Source organism: Aliiroseovarius crassostreae (assembly GCF_049803815.1).
Taxonomy (GTDB): domain Bacteria; phylum Pseudomonadota; class Alphaproteobacteria; order Rhodobacterales; family Rhodobacteraceae; genus Aliiroseovarius; species Aliiroseovarius crassostreae_A.
In genome coordinates, this window is record NZ_JBNAGI010000003.1 from 128,687 (window position 1) to 143,316 (window position 14,630).

Annotated in this window: 12 protein-coding genes; 6 read left to right on the forward strand and 6 right to left on the reverse strand. The window is 59.1% G+C overall.

The annotated features are described in order from the left end of the window. Positions 1-59: 59 nt before the first annotated feature. Together dnaJ and radC are read left to right on the forward strand one after the other, a co-directional pair. Positions 60-1,211, forward strand: a complete 1,152-nt coding sequence (gene dnaJ, locus ACP15V_RS09860) for a molecular chaperone DnaJ (RefSeq protein WP_424943515.1) — start codon at positions 60-62, stop codon at positions 1,209-1,211. A gap of 100 nt (positions 1,212-1,311) precedes the next feature. Next, positions 1,312-2,052 (forward strand): RadC family protein, encoded by a 741-nt coding sequence (gene radC / locus ACP15V_RS09865; RefSeq protein ID WP_424943516.1) that lies wholly within the window; start codon positions 1,312-1,314, stop codon positions 2,050-2,052. An 18-nt stretch (positions 2,053-2,070) separates the two neighbouring features. Here the strand turns inward: radC and ACP15V_RS09870 are convergent, their stop codons facing one another. The 4 genes from ACP15V_RS09870 to secA form a co-directional block, all read right to left on the reverse strand. Continuing rightward, positions 2,071-3,630, reverse strand: a complete 1,560-nt coding sequence (locus tag ACP15V_RS09870) for a phosphate ABC transporter substrate-binding/OmpA family protein (protein WP_424943517.1) — start codon at positions 3,628-3,630, stop codon at positions 2,071-2,073. Between the two features lie 118 nt (positions 3,631-3,748). Next, entirely contained in the window at positions 3,749-4,963 is a 1,215-nt protein-coding gene (locus ACP15V_RS09875) for a hypothetical protein (RefSeq protein WP_424943518.1), read from the reverse strand. Positions 4,964-5,174: 211 nt separating this feature from the next. After that, positions 5,175-5,624, reverse strand: a complete 450-nt coding sequence (gene rpiB, locus ACP15V_RS09880) for a ribose 5-phosphate isomerase B (RefSeq protein WP_424943519.1) — start codon at positions 5,622-5,624, stop codon at positions 5,175-5,177. 12 nt (positions 5,625-5,636) lie between these two features. Next, the gene (gene secA / locus ACP15V_RS09885; protein WP_424943520.1) at positions 5,637-8,327 is read right to left on the reverse strand and encodes a preprotein translocase subunit SecA; all 2,691 of its coding nucleotides are present in this window, start codon (positions 8,325-8,327) and stop codon (positions 5,637-5,639) included. Between the two features lie 179 nt (positions 8,328-8,506). On the opposite strand from secA, the gene ACP15V_RS09890 reads away from it, so the two are divergent. The 4 genes from ACP15V_RS09890 to ACP15V_RS09905 all read left to right on the forward strand — a co-directional run bounded on the left by ACP15V_RS09890 (position 8,507) and on the right by ACP15V_RS09905 (position 11,426). Further along, positions 8,507-9,409: a peptidylprolyl isomerase gene (locus ACP15V_RS09890; RefSeq protein WP_424943521.1), complete on the forward strand. Its 903-nt coding sequence runs from the start codon at positions 8,507-8,509 to the stop codon at positions 9,407-9,409. Positions 9,410-9,418: 9 nt separating this feature from the next. After that, the gene (argJ, locus tag ACP15V_RS09895; RefSeq protein ID WP_424943522.1) at positions 9,419-10,720 is read left to right on the forward strand and encodes a bifunctional glutamate N-acetyltransferase/amino-acid acetyltransferase ArgJ; all 1,302 of its coding nucleotides are present in this window, start codon (positions 9,419-9,421) and stop codon (positions 10,718-10,720) included. 78 nt (positions 10,721-10,798) lie between these two features. Beyond that, a complete protein-coding gene (gene mutT, locus ACP15V_RS09900; RefSeq protein WP_424943848.1) occupies positions 10,799-11,197 on the forward strand; it encodes an 8-oxo-dGTP diphosphatase MutT in 399 nt (132 codons plus the stop codon). Positions 11,198-11,285: 88 nt separating this feature from the next. Then, positions 11,286-11,426: a hypothetical protein gene (locus ACP15V_RS09905; protein ID WP_424943523.1), complete on the forward strand. Its 141-nt coding sequence runs from the start codon at positions 11,286-11,288 to the stop codon at positions 11,424-11,426. A 71-nt stretch (positions 11,427-11,497) separates the two neighbouring features. Here the strand turns inward: ACP15V_RS09905 and infB are convergent, their stop codons facing one another. Then, a complete protein-coding gene (gene infB / locus ACP15V_RS09910; RefSeq protein ID WP_424943524.1) occupies positions 11,498-13,993 on the reverse strand; it encodes a translation initiation factor IF-2 in 2,496 nt (831 codons plus the stop codon). Next, the gene (locus ACP15V_RS09915) at positions 13,990-14,628 is read right to left on the reverse strand and encodes an RNA-binding protein (RefSeq protein ID WP_424943525.1); all 639 of its coding nucleotides are present in this window, start codon (positions 14,626-14,628) and stop codon (positions 13,990-13,992) included. The genes infB and ACP15V_RS09915 overlap by 4 nt, the downstream gene beginning before the upstream one ends. Between the last annotated feature and the right edge of the window lie 2 nt (positions 14,629-14,630).

The window sequence follows — 14,630 nt, forward strand, 5'->3', positions numbered from 1 at the left end:
CTAGGTAACAGATCGGCCTGCATCACGCGGGCCGGTCTTCCTCCCCAAGGGAGAAGTCTATGTCAAAACGTGATTACTACGAAGTTCTGGGGGCCACCAAAGGTGCGTCCGCAGATGAGCTCAAGAAAGCCTATCGCAAAAAGGCGAAAGAGCTGCACCCGGATCGCAATTCCGACAATCCGAACGCAGAGGCCCAGTTCAAGGAAGTGAACGAAGCCTATGACGTGTTGAAGGATGCCGACAAGAAGGCGGCCTATGACCGCTATGGTCATGCGGCGTTCGAAGGCGGCATGGGCGGTGGTCGGCCCGGTGGTGGCTATGGTGGCCAGCAAGGTGACTTCGCCAGCGCGTTTTCAGATGTGTTTGACGATCTTTTTGGCGATTTCATGGGTGGCCAGCGCGGCGGCGGTGGCCGGTCGCGCGCGCAACGCGGGTCCGACCTGCGCTACAACCTGCGCGTCTCGTTGGAAGAGGCCTATACCGGCCTACAACAGACCATCAACGTGCCCACCTCGGTCGGCTGCGATGAATGTGACGGGACCGGTGCCGAAAGCGGCGCCGAACCGACCATGTGTCCGACCTGTTCCGGCATGGGCAAGGTCCGCGCACAGCAGGGTTTCTTTACCGTCGAACGCACCTGTCCGACCTGTCAGGGCATGGGTCAGATGATCAAGAACCCGTGCAAATCCTGCGGCGGCGCTGGTCGCAAGGAAAAGGAACGCTCGCTGTCAGTCAATATTCCGGCGGGTGTCGAAACCGGCACGCGCATTCGTCTGGCAGGCGAAGGCGAAGCCGGCCTGCGCGGCGGCCCTTCTGGGGATCTTTACATCTTCATCGAAGTGACCCCGCATGCGATCTTTGATCGCGAAGGCAACCACCTGCATTGCCGGATACCGGTACCAATGGCGTCTGCTGCCCTGGGCGGTGACATCGAAGTGCCGACAATCGACGGTGGGCGGTCACGGGTGAAAATCCCGTCCGGCAGCCAATCGGGTCGCCAGATGCGCCTGCGGGGCAAAGGCATGCCCGGTCTGCGCGGTGGGCCAGCCGGTGACATGTATATCGAACTCTCAGTAGAAACTCCGGTGAACCTGACCTCGAAACAGAAAGAACTTCTGCGGGAATTCGACAAGCTGTCAGAGGACAACAACCCGGAAAGTTCCAACTTCTTCTCTAAGGTGCGGAGTTTCTGGGACGGGATGACGTCATAAGTCATTGGCCTTCTAAAGCATAAGGTCTGTATTAACCTTTGCTTTACCAAATCCATGCGAGGGTTGGTGTATGACGCACCAACCCTTATCTTTTGGCGAAATGCCACAAACCCTCTTTGATACGGATGAAGCCCTTCCCGTTCCGGTCAAAACGGAAAAGGGGCGTCTACCATCCTATATCAAAGACCACCGGAAACGGCTGCGGGACCGGTTCATGAAAGGCGGGGCCGCCGCCCTGCCCGATTACGAAATGCTGGAACTGGTGCTGTTTCGCGCCATTCCACGCCAGGATGTCAAACCCCTGGCCCGACGTCTGCTCGACCGGTTCGGCGATTTCAACGGCGTGATATCAGCCCCGGTCACCCGCCTGCAGGAACTCCATGGCGTCGGGCCATCGGTCATTCAGGAATTGAAGATCATTGAGGCAGCAGCACATCGTCTGGCGCGCTCCCGTGTGATGCAACGCCATGTGATTTCCTCCTGGGACAGTCTGGTGGATTATTGCCACACCACAATGGCACATCGGGAAACCGAGCAGTTCCGGGTGCTGTATCTGGACACAAAAAATGTGCTGGTTGCCGACGAAGAACAGGCGCGCGGCACGGTGGATCACGTGCCGGTTTACCCGCGCGAGGTGGTGAAACGGGCGCTGGAGCTGAACGCCTCCGCCCTGATCCTCGTGCACAATCACCCGTCCGGGGATCCAACCCCGTCAGACAGTGACATGCAGATGACGCGGCAAGTGGAACAGGCCGCAACAGCGCTGGGGATCACCCTGCATGATCATCTTGTCATCGGGAAATCGGCAGAGCTGAGTTTCCGGGCCGAAGGGTATCTGTGACCCGCTGCGAAATCCGGATCAATCCACCCAGATTTCCACCCGCCGGTTCACACCCCGCCCCCATGCGCTTTCATCGCAGGCCATGGGCAAAGCCTCGCCAAAGGCTTTGACTTTCAGGGTCAAACGCGACGGATCCAGGCTCTCTGCCTCACCCAACACCGCATCCCGCACGGCCTTGGCCCGTTTGCGAGACAAGGTAAGGTTTTGGGACGCCGCCCCCTGCCCGTCTGAAAACCCCACGAAACTGATCGTCCGGCCGTCAAATCGCCCTGCCTCCAGAGCGCGGGCCAAAAGCGCGATGTTCGACCGTGATGGTGCATCCAGATAAGTAGACCCGCCCTCGAACCGGAAGGTCAGTGACAGGCGGCTTTGGCGTGTCACAAAGGCCGAGAGCGCTTGCAGGTCTTTCAAGCTAACCTCATCGCCCGCCATGGCAATGGCGTTGGCCAAACGATCCCCTTGATGCGACAGGGGCACCACGGACATGGCCTGATCCACAAACCCCGCGCGGCGGATGACCAACTGGGCGGCCTCGCTGCGCAGATAGGTCAGCAATTCGCGCCCCAGCTGTGGCAGGCGCCGTTCCGGCAGGTACATATAATTCGGCGTGGTCAGCGGGTAATCCTCGGCCTTGATCGCAAGATCGCTTGCATCCACCCCAAACCCGCATCGCCCGGAAAGTTGCACAATCTCATTGCTGCCGGTTGCCGTGAACGGCGCAATTCCGATGCCAAACGGGTCACCCGCCACGGCATCCAACAAATCCCTGTCACTGGCCAATCGGACCACCGCATCGGACAGGCGCGTGCCCTGGGCTGATATGACCTTTGTCTCGAACACGGGCGCAAACCCGGTCCCTGCTTCACGCAGATAGGCTGTGATCGGAGCATCTTCGCCGCCCAATGCGGACCAATTGGTGATCTTTCCGGCATAGATCGCCGCCAATTGCGCCATAGAGATTCGCCGCACCGGGTTGCCGGGGGACACGATCGGCACCAACGCATTCAACGCCAGCACCCGTTCCTGCCGCCGCGCATTGAGGTCGCCGAGCCCGGCTTCGTAGGCCTTGACCCGTTCACCGGACGTAACTTCGCGCTGCGACAACACGATATCCGCCTGATGACCCAACAGATCTGCAATCCCTTCGTTGGAGGATGTAGAGTGAATGCTGATCCGCGCAGCTTCCTGGCCGCTTTCCCCTTCATAAAGCGTATAAAGCACTTTCGCGTCCGGTTGCTCTTCCCGCTTCAAGGCATATCCCTGACGCAGCGCAAACCCTTCGACAAGGGCAGGCATCAGGACGGCACTTAGTTCGCGCGCACCGGAGATGACCAGATCCGCCACATAGGGGCCAAGGCTCGGGCAGCCGGGACCTTCGCAAACCACCCCGGACCCGTCCACGGTCAGGATGCCAAACTCTGTGTCAATCCGATAGAAAGCGCCGTCATATCCCACAAGATTTCCGGACAGCGAAATTGATCCGTCCCGCGCGGTCAGCGAGATATCATTTGCCTGTGCCGCAGCACCCCCCAGGACAAGAAAAAGTGCGGCACAAATGGCCGCACGCAGATTGATCATGATTGGTCCCTGCGCCACCGTTCAATTCCGCGCAAGTATGCAGCAGATCTGAACGGGGCAACAGCCTTGGCATGCGCAGATCGGCTGTCTGTTGCCGGGCTGCACGGGTTGGCAGGGATCAGTTCAGCGCCAGGCGCATCGTTTCCGGCAGGTCTTGCAATACCAGATACTCTCCTACGGCATCACATCCAGGAGAGGCGATCTCGATGGGTGTTTGGGTTATGACCTTCTTCCCATTGGTCCGCAGATAGGTGGCTTCAAGCGCCTTACCACAGGTGGTTTCCATGACCTGAGCTTCGATGGTGATCTCTGGCCCCGACAAAGAGCGCATCAGATAGGCCGGGAACGAGTAGATATCCGCCGCATATCCGGATGAAACACTGCCCAGCATGGTGGTATAGCCGCCAATCCCGGCTTCGACCCGGGACAGGTCGCCCGGTTGTTCGGCCCAGACATGCCCTGTGTCACCGTAATCTGCCCCTTCTTCGAAGGCGTGCAATTGCAGACCCGTGGCCCCATGCCAGATCAGCGCCACGCGGCGATACTGAACGGCGTCCGGCACCGCGACCTCAATGACGGAGCTGGTATCGTCTTGCAGATGGGCGACAATTTTCGCCTCGCTGGCCAGGGCGGGAAGATCCAGGGAAAGCCCCCCCTGTCCGTCCAGACGTTCGGTAAATCGCAGCCCTTCATGCGAGAACTCAATCTCTTGGTTGGCGTGACACGGGGCGGATACCGTTAAGGAAATCATCGCCATTTTGCCCGCTGACCCAGTCAGGGTCGGCGCACATTGGGTGCTGGCCATCGGAGCCTCGGTCGATGATGGGGTTGGTGCCACGGGAACCAGATCCAGCGCCGCCAGATCAAAGCTTTCATCCGCGCTCAGATCCACCGGGGGTTCAGACGGAGTGACATCAGCCATTTGTGCTGCTGCGGGCTGATCCATCGTCACGTCCTCAGTGATTTGAGGTGCCGTTGCGATTGCAGGCGTGGGGGTGGCATCCGGGGCCATGTCGCCGTCCACCGAAAGATCGACCGCTGCGCCCACATTGGTCGGCTGCCCGGGTGTGACATCAGTGGGCGTTTCCGGCGCAGCGGTTGGCAACACAGATGCGGTCTGAACCGGTACCGGTGTCAAGGTTTGCGGACCAGAGGTGTTGCCCGGTTCCTGTTGCATGTAAAACCCAGCGCCCAGCGCAATTGCCAGCGTGGCCACGGCGGTCCCGACACGTTTTTTATCAACACCCGCGATATCAACGGATTTCAGATCGATGGCTTTCAGATCGATCGACTTCAGATCAATGGATTTCAATTGGCCCAGAATGTCACGCATGACGGCCTCCTGTGAGATTAACTTAGCCTCACAATGCCGGGGGAATATGCCATATTTTGGGAGCCGGAATGGAAATTAACGACAAAGGATCACTAAGTTTTCCATTTATTTTCAGAGATGTAAACAATCCCGCCTCATTTTTGCCCAAGGCGAAACAAAATCGCGCCCCGACCGGGTGGCGAGGGCGCGTAAGGATTTTGTGTCGTTGGGATCAGCCTTCGATGGCTTTGATCATGTCGACCCGCGTGGCGTGGCGCCCGCCTTCAAACTCGGCATCCAGGAAAGCGTCGACAATGTCGAGCGCCAGACCCTGCCCGATCACCCGCGCCCCAATCGACAGCATGTTCGCGTCATTATGTTCGCGGATCATCCGGGCCGAAAACGTGTCGGAACACACGCCGCAGCGGATGCCCTTGACCTTGTTCGCCGCCATCATGATGCCCTGACCGGTGCCGCAAAGGATGATGCCCAACTGGCAATCACCGGATGCCACGCGTTGCGCGGCCTCTTCGCCATGCTTCGGATAGTGGGTGCTGTCTGAGGTCATCGGCCCGATATCTTCGACCTCATACCCCTTTGCCGCAACATGTTTGGCAATGGTCTGACGCAGCGCGATATCGGCGTGGTCGCTGGAAAGGACAATACGTTTGGTGTCACTCATGTCTGGATTCCCTCAGATCTTGCCGTGGCAATGTTTGAACTTCTTGCCCGACCCACAGGGGCAGGCATCGTTGCGCGCAGGGTTGCCCCAGGTGGATGGGTCGTTTTCATCGAACCCGACTGCTGCGCTCTGCGCCTGCTCTGACGCGTCCGCCGCGGCCATGGCGTCGGCCTGCGCCTGTTTTTGTTGCTGCATCATCTGCTGCATCATCGCGGCCTGCTCTTCCTCGGTCATCGGGCGGATTTGCGACAGGCGTTTGGTCACATCCAGCCGCAGCCCGTCAAGCAGACTTTCGAAAAGTTGGAAGGCTTCGTTTTTATACTCGTTCAGCGGGTCACGTTGGGCGTAACCCCGGAACCCCACAACCGCGCGCAGGTGATCCAGCGTCAGCAGGTGTTCACGCCATTTGGTGTCGATGGTCTGCAGCAGGATCTGCTTTTCGATCGAACGCATATTCTCGGGTCCGAAATCGACCGCCTTCTTCGCCATCATCTCGTCTGACGCATCACAAAGCCGGTCGCGGATCACATCATCATCCACACCTTCTTCTTTCGCCCAATCAATGACCGGCAGATCCATATTCAGGTTTTCGATGACAGCCGCATAAAGCCCTTCGATATCCCATTGATCGGCATAGGTTTTCGGCGGCATATAGCCATCAACCATATCGTCGATCATCTGGTGACGCATATCGCCGACAATCTCGGACAGATCTTCGGCTTCCATGATTTCCATGCGCTGACCAAAGATGGCCTTCCGCTGGTCATTCATCACGTCGTCAAATTTCAACAGCTGCTTGCGGATGTCGAAGTTGCGCCCCTCGACCTTGGCCTGGGCACGTTCCAGCGATTTGTTCACCCAGGGGTGAATGATCGCTTCGCCTTCTTTCATGCCCAGCGTCGAAAGCACTTTTTCCAGACGCTCTGATCCAAAGATCCGCATCAGGTCATCTTCCAGCGACAGGAAGAAGGCAGACCGCCCCGGGTCCCCCTGACGGCCCGACCGGCCGCGCAACTGGTTGTCGATCCGGCGGCTTTCGTGACGCTCGGTGGCGAGCACAAACAGGCCGCCCGCGTCTTTCACCGCCTGCTCATCGGCTTTATGCGCCTCTTCGACCTGAGCGCGAATGTCGGCGGGGTCAGCATCTGGGTTGGCTTCGATGGCCTCCATGATCTTGAACTCGACATTGCCGCCCAGTTTGATGTCGGTGCCGCGGCCCGCCATATTGGTGGCGATGGTGACCGCGCCCAGTTTCCCGGCATCGGCGACAATCTGCGCCTCGCGTTCGTGCTGGCGCGCGTTCAGAACGTCATGTTTCACACCGGCCTTGGTCAACAGATCAGACAGGTATTCCGACTTTTCGATCGAGGTGGTGCCGACCAGGATCGGCTGACCCTTTTCATTGGCCTTCTTGATCTCTTCGACGATGGCGTTGAATTTCTCGACCCCGGTGCGATAGACCGCGTCATGTTCGTCAATCCGGGCAATCGGGCGGTTGGTGGGCACTTCGACCACACCCAGACCATAGATTTCGTCAAATTCCTCAGCCTCGGTCAGCGCCGTGCCGGTCATGCCGGACAGGGTGTTGTAGAGGCGGAAGTAGTTCTGGAAGGTGACCGAGGCGAGGGTCACGTTTTCAGGCTGGGTTTTACAGCCTTCCTTGGCCTCGATCGCCTGATGCAAACCGTCCGACAGGCGCCGCCCGGCCATCATCCGGCCAGTAAACTCGTCGATCAGCATCACCTCGCCATCGCGCACGATGTAATCCTTGTCGCGGGCAAACAGTTTATGCGCGCGCAGGCCCTGGTTCAGGTGATGCACCAACGTGGTGCTTTCCGCGTCATAAAGCGACTGTTCTTCCGGCAGCAGGCCTTTGACGTGAACCAGCTCCTCCAGAAATTCGTTGCCCTCTTCGGTAAAGGTCGCGGACCGCGCCTTTTCATCAAGCGTGTAATGTTCCTCGGTCAGCTCGGGGATCAGCTTGTCGATGGTGACATACAGCTCCGACCGATCTTCGGAGGGGCCGGAAATGATCAGCGGCGTGCGGGCTTCGTCAATCAGGATCGAGTCCACCTCGTCAACAATCGCAAAATTGTGACCACGCTGCGACATCTCTTTCAGGTCGGATTTCATATTGTCGCGCAGGTAATCAAAGCCCAGCTCATTGTTCGTGGCATAGGTCACGTCACAAGCATAGGCAGCGCGCTTTTCATCATCGGGCTGCTGCGGGTAGACCACACCGGTGGTCATGCCCAACGCGTCGAACACATTGCCCATCCATTCAGCGTCGCGGCGGGCCAGGTAGTCGTTCACCGTTACCACATGCACACCCTTGCCACCCAGCGCATTCAGATAGGCTGGGAAGGTCGCCACAAGGGTTTTCCCCTCGCCGGTCTTCATTTCCGAGATATTGCCCTGATGCAGGAAAATCCCGCCCATCAGCTGTGTGTCAAATGCGCGCAGGCCAAGGGCCCGCTTGGCGGCCTCGCGACAGTTGGCAAACGCTTCTGGCAGAATGGCGTCCAGCTTTTCACCACCTTCAACCCGTTTCCTGAACTCTTCCGTCTTGGCCTTGATCCCTTCGTCGGACAGGGCGGCAAATTCCTCTTCCAGCGCGTTGATCTTTGCAACGATCGGGCGGGTGGACTTGATCTTGCGGTCATTGGGGGTGCCAAAGACGGCGCGGGCGATTTTTCCAAGCATATTCTTGTGCCTCAATACGGTTTGTCGCTGGTCTGACCAGAGGGTTCTTGCCCGTCCCCGTCAGGCCCCCTATCTAGGACCTCAAGAACCAGCGCTCTCAAGCCTCAAAGCGATGTAAGCGTCAGGTGCAAGATAGTCAATGTCGCCGGGCCATCCGGCCTGCTCTGAGGGAGAAATTCATGTTGAAACGCAACGCCATCCTGCTGGGAACTGCCCTGGCCACAATGATGTCGCTTCCCGTGCTGGCCGAAGATACCGCACCAGCAGCGGAACCGGCGGTGGAAGGCGCGCAGGAAGTTGCCAAGATCGATGCCGATGGCGCCACGGTTCTGGCCACGGTCAATGGTGACGACATCACGCTTGGGCACATCATTGTCGCCCGCCAGGCGTTGCCGCAGCAATATCAGGGCCTGCCAAACGATGTCCTGCTGCAAGGTCTGCTGGAGCAGGTGATCCAACAGACGGTGTTGGGTCAGGCGATGGGAGAGTTGAGCCGCCGGGCAGAGTTGCAACTGGAAAACCAGCGTCGGTCAATGATTGCCACCGAGAAGGTGGAAGAGGTGATTTCATCCGCCGTGACCGAAGAGGCGCTGCAGGCGGCGTATGACAAAACATATGCCGACGCCAAACCCACCGAAGAGTTTCACGCCGCACATATTCTGGTGAAAACCGAAGACGAGGCGAAAGACCTGATCAGCAAACTGGACGAAGGCGCTGATTTTGCCGATCTGGCCAAGGAATTCTCCACCGGACCGTCCGGCCCCAATGGTGGCGACCTGGGCTGGTTCGGCCCCGGCATGATGGTGAAACCGTTTGAAGACGCGGTTCTGGCGCTGGAACCGGGCGCGGTGTCGGCCCCGGTTGAAACGCAGTTCGGCTGGCATGTGGTGAAGCTGAACGAAAAGCGCATGAAAGGCGCCCCGCCGCTGGACGAGGTGCGTGAAGAGCTAGCGGCGCAGATCGAAACCGATGCGGTCGACGTGGCGGTGCAGAAACTGCTCGAAGACGCCACCATTACCCGGATCAACCTTGAAACCATCGATGCCGACACGCTCGGCAATCTGTCCCTTCTGGACGAGTGAGGGGCAAAGATGAGCGGAACAGACACTGTTGAAGATCTGAAACGGAAAATAGCACAGCTGGAGGACGAACTGCGCGCCGCCAAAAACCATGTGCATGACGTGTCGCCCCTGGCCCCGGATCATTTCCCGGACCTGCCGGTGATCGCGGGTGCCCGGTTTGCTGCGGCGAAGGCTGGCGTGAAATACGCCGACCGTCTGGACGTGATGCTGGCAGAACTGCAACCCGGCACAACCATCGCCGGCACCTTCACCAAATCCTCAACCCGGTCCGCCCCGGTTCTGGATTGCCAGGCCAAGCTGGGCACAGATCCCAGCGCAGGTGCGGCGTTTTTGGTGAATGCGGGCAATTCGAACGCCTTCACGGGCGCCGCCGGCACCGGGTCGGTCGAGGCCATCACCTCTGCCGTCTCCGACGCGCTGTCCGTGCCGCAAAACAGGGTCTATACCGCCTCAACTGGTGTCATCGGTGAACCTTTGCCCCATGATCGGATTGTCGCCAAGATCGACGAGCTGAAGGGCAAGCTGACCGCCCACGCGATGAAAGACGCGGCCGAGGCCATCCGCACCACCGACACCTTCGCCAAAGGTGCCACGGCCGAAGTGATGGTTGATGGTGAAACGGTCAAGATTGCCGGATTTGCCAAAGGGTCCGGCATGATCGCCCCGGACATGGCCACGATGCTGGTGTTCATCTTCACCGACGCAAAAGTGGCGCAGGAGGATTTGCAGGCACTGCTGTCCGACCTGACCGACACCACGTTCAACGCGATCACCGTGGACAGCGACACGTCGACCTCGGACAGTTTGCTGCTGGCCGCAACCGGCGCATCCGGCGTTGCGGTCACCAAGGATAACGCAGCCTTCCGCGATGCCCTGAACACTGTGATGCTTGATCTGGCACACCAGGTGGTGAAGGACGGCGAAGGGGCCACTAAATTTGTGGAAATCCGCGTGACCGGCGCGCAGTCCGATGCGGATGCCAAGATCCACGCGTTGTCGATTGCCAATTCACCGCTGGTGAAAACCGCCGTGGCCGGAGAAGATCCGAACTGGGGCCGCATCATCGCCGCGATCGGGAAATCCGGCGCTTATGCGGAACGGGACAAACTGTCGATATCCTTTGGCGATGTGCTGGTCGCGGAGAAGGGCTGGGTGTCACCCACCTACCGCGAAGAAGATGGGGCACGTTGCTTTAAAGGGGACGAGATCACAATCACCGTTGATTTCGACCTTGGCGAAGGCGCCAGCACCGTCTGGACCTGCGACCTGACCCACGCCTATATCCAGATCAACGCCGATTACCGATCTTAAACTTTGATCAACAAAACCAGAAAACTAGTTTTCTAGTATTCTGGTTTTGTTAACCCTTGCTTGGGAATTCAGATGAGCATCAAGACCGTTCTTGTATCCGCCGTGGCCCTGATCGACGCTGATGGGCGGGTGCTGCTCGCGCAGCGACCTGAGGGCAAATCCATGGCAGGGCTGTGGGAATTTCCGGGTGGCAAGGTCGAAACCGGGGAAACACCGGAGGCCGCCCTGATCCGCGAGCTGCATGAGGAGTTGGGCATCGATACTTGGGCGTCCTGCCTTGCGCCATTAACCTTTGCCAGTCATTCCTACGATGATTTTCACCTGCTGATGCCCGTCTTTGCCTGCCGCAAGTGGGAGGGCCAACCCCATCCACGTGAGGGTCAGGTGCTGAAATGGGTGCGTCCACAAGCTTTGCGCGACTATCCCATGCCGCCTGCGGACATCCCTTTGATCCCCATTTTGCGCGATTGGTTGTAGTTTTCCGCTCATTTTAAGAAAACTCTACGCATCGTTAACCAATTTATGCGATACTGCCCCATGATCTTTTAACACCTGGGGGTTGATCATGATGAGAACAATTGTTCTGGGAAGCTGCGTAATGGTGCAAGGCCACTACGTGAAAACGCTGAAAGACGGGCGAATTGTGATCCGCGTCGATGGGCGCTTGATGGCGGGATGGCCAGCAAGTCAATCCAAGGCTGCGTGATCCAGAAACCCACACGGAATAAAGAAAAGGCGCCCTCAATGGGGCGCCTTTCTTGTGTCTTGCATCTATGATCAGTCGAGCGTCCGGGCGATCTCTTCGCGTTCAAAGATCTCGATCACGTCATTCGGACGAATGTCGTCATAGTTTTCGAACGCCATACCGCATTCCTGACCAGACAGAACTTCCTTCACTTCGTCCTTGAAGCGCTTCAGCGTTTTCAACGTGCCTTCGTGGATCACCACGTTGTCGCGCAACAGGCGCACACCGGCGGACCGGCGGGCGACGCCTTCGGTGACCAGACAGCCGGCAACCTTGCCAACGCCCGACACTTTGAACACTTCGCGGATCTCGGCATAGCCGATGAAGTTCTCGCGCACCTCTGCCGACAAAAGGCCTGAGGCCGCCGCTTTCACGTCATCCACCAGGTCATAGATCACCGAGTAATAGCGGATCTCGACACCCTTCTGGTTGGCGCTGTTGCGGGCAGATGCGTTGGCGCGGACGTTGAACCCGATGACCGGGGCACCCGAGGCTTCGGCCAGGCCGATATCGGTTTCGGTGATCGCGCCCACACCATAGTGCAGGACGCGCACGCGCACCTCGTCATTGCCGATCTTTTCCATCGCCTGAACAATCGCTTCGGCAGAGCCCTGCACGTCGGCCTTCACCAGGATGGGCAGTTCTGCCACATTCTGATCCGCCTTCGCCTTGGCCATCATCTGTTCCAGCGTGGTGGCGGCACCCGCGGCGGCACGTTTGTCCTTGGCGGCTTGTTCGCGGTATTCCGCAATCTCACGCGCCTGGGCTTCGGTGTCGACCACGTTCAGAACATCACCCGCTTCGGGCGTGCCGTTCAGACCAAGCACCTCGACCGGAACGGACGGGCCTGCTTCTTTCACACGGTCGCCCTTGTCGTTGACCAGCGCGCGGACCTTACCCCACTGCTCGCCCACAACAAAGATGTCGCCCTGTTTCAGCGTACCGTTCTGCACCAGAACGGTGGCAACGGGGCCACGGCCCACATCCAGCTGCGCCTCGATCACCGCACCAGCGGCAGAGCGGGTCGGGTTGGCCTTCAGCTCCAGGATCTCGGATTGCAGCGCAATCGCTTCCAAAAGCTCGTCCAGGCCCTGACCGGTGATGGCGGACACTTCCACATCCTGCACTTCACCCGACATCTTCTCGACGATCACTTCATGTTGCAGAAGCTCGGCACGCACTTTGTCCGGGTCAGCGGCAGGTTTGTCGCATTTGTTGATCGCCACGATCATCGGCACTTCGGCCGCCTTGGCGTGGTTGATCGCTTCGATCGTCTGCGGCATGACGCTGTCATCAGCAGCAACCACAAGCACAACGATATCAGTCACTTGCGCACCACGGGCCCGCATTGAGGTAAAGGCCGCGTGGCCCGGTGTGTCGAGGAAGCTCAGCGTCACGCCATCATCGGTCTGCACCTGATAGGCGCCGATATGCTGGGTGATGCCGCCGGCCTCGCCTGCGGTCACTTTCGCGTCGCGAATGGCGTCAAGCAGCGAGGTTTTACCGTGGTCAACGTGACCCATGATGGTGATGACCGGGGCGCGCGGCTCCAGATCCTCTTCCTTGTCCTCAACCTGATCGATCACATCTTCCACGTCGGCGTCAGACACACGAACGATCTTGTGGCCGAACTCTTCGATGATCAGTTCCGCGGTATCCGCGTCAATCGATTGGTTCTGCGTGACCATCATGCCCATTTTCATGAGCGACTTGACCACGTCAGCCACACGTTCAGCCATACGGTTGGCAAGCTCCGACACCACGATGGCCTCGGGCACCTGCACGTCGCGTACAACCTTTTCACGCTCGACATTGCCCATGGCTTTCTGACGGGCGCGTTCCTGTTGACGACGCATCGACGCGACCGAGCGTTGACGCCCCCCTTCGCGGCCAGACAGCGCCTGGTTCACGGTCAGCTTGCCGGACCGACGGTTGTCGTCACGGCCTTTGCCACGGTTCTGGCGGTTGGCATCGGCGTTGCCGCGATCATCCTTTTTCGACCGCGTGGTCGCAGAGGGTGTTTTGGCAGTGCGCGCTTCCGCCGCCTGGGCCGCTGCGGGATCCGGTTTTGGTGCCGCTGCTTTCGGACGTTTGGCCGCTTCTTCGACTTCCCGTTTCTTGCGGGCTTCTTCGTCTGCCTTGGCTTTCAGCGCTTCTTCGCGTTCACGTTCGGCACGTTCTTTGGCCTCTGCCTCTTCGCGACGACGCTGACGTTCTTCCTCGCGGGCCTTTTCTTCGGCTTCGCGCTTGGCTTTTTCGTCAGCTTCGCGGGCTTTTGCGGCCTGCAATGCCTTCAGGCGACGATCCATTTCCGCATCAGAAATGCCGCCCGGGCGCTTCTTGGGATCCCCTTTTGCGGGCGACGCAGCACCACCGGCAGCTGCACCCGGCTTGGGCACAACAACGCGTTTGCGTTTCGTTTCGACCACGACGTTCTTGGTGCGCCCGTGGCTGAAGCTTTGCTTCACCTGGCCAGGGCGGCTTCCGCCGCGCAGCCCCAGGGTCTTTTTGCCGTCATTCTCGCTCATCTGGTCTTCGTACCTTTCCGGTGACCCTTGTCACCGCCGCTGTCTAGCGCCCGCATGGCTGTCAATTTCTTGGCTTCCTCTACAACACGAGAGGCCAAACCACCAGCCGCAAGAGCACCATGTATCACATTTTCCCGTCCAAACGCCATTCCGAGCTCATCCCCGGTCAGGCAGTTGATGTAACGGTCACGCTCCCGTGGGGGGCGCAGTTTCGATTTCTGACGGTCGGACCCGTCAATTGCCTGGATCAGAACCTTGGCTTCTTCCTTCGCCAGCCAGTCCTTGACCTTTTCATATCCGGCCACCGCCTGACCCGCTTTGCGCGCCATGGCGATCAGATGAACCACCCGATCGGCATAGGCTTTTTCAAGCAGATCCAAGAGCCCATCCGGCACCGTGACCTGTTGGCGCGCCGCGCGCGAAAACAGGCCTTTCTTGATCGCCGTGGCAATGGCCGCGCGGTTGGCCGCCACATAGATGCCACGCCCGGGCAGCTTGCCCAGAAGATCCGGCACAACCATTGCGTCCGGCCCCACGACAAAGCGGATGAGGCCAGCTTTCGGCTGGCTCTCGCCCGTCGCGATGCACTTGCGTTCCGGCTCTTCAGGCCGCGATTTTGATCCACCGCGCGTCATAC

Coding starts and splice junctions, on each gene's coding strand:
- dnaJ (WP_424943515.1), top strand. CDS start 60: ATGTCAAAACGTGATTACTACGAAGTTCTGGGGGCCACCAAAGGTGCG.
- radC (WP_424943516.1), top strand. CDS start 1,312: ATGCCACAAACCCTCTTTGATACGGATGAAGCCCTTCCCGTTCCGGTC.
- ACP15V_RS09870 (WP_424943517.1), bottom strand. CDS start 3,630: ATGATCAATCTGCGTGCGGCCATTTGTGCCGCACTTTTTCTTGTCCTG.
- ACP15V_RS09875 (WP_424943518.1), bottom strand. CDS start 4,963: ATGCGTGACATTCTGGGCCAATTGAAATCCATTGATCTGAAGTCGATC.
- rpiB (WP_424943519.1), bottom strand. CDS start 5,624: ATGAGTGACACCAAACGTATTGTCCTTTCCAGCGACCACGCCGATATC.
- secA (WP_424943520.1), bottom strand. CDS start 8,327: ATGCTTGGAAAAATCGCCCGCGCCGTCTTTGGCACCCCCAATGACCGC.
- ACP15V_RS09890 (WP_424943521.1), top strand. CDS start 8,507: ATGTTGAAACGCAACGCCATCCTGCTGGGAACTGCCCTGGCCACAATG.
- argJ (WP_424943522.1), top strand. CDS start 9,419: ATGAGCGGAACAGACACTGTTGAAGATCTGAAACGGAAAATAGCACAG.
- ACP15V_RS09905 (WP_424943523.1), top strand. CDS start 11,286: ATGATGAGAACAATTGTTCTGGGAAGCTGCGTAATGGTGCAAGGCCAC.
- infB (WP_424943524.1), bottom strand. CDS start 13,993: ATGAGCGAGAATGACGGCAAAAAGACCCTGGGGCTGCGCGGCGGAAGC.
- ACP15V_RS09915 (WP_424943525.1), bottom strand. CDS start 14,628: ATGACGCGCGGTGGATCAAAATCGCGGCCTGAAGAGCCGGAACGCAAG.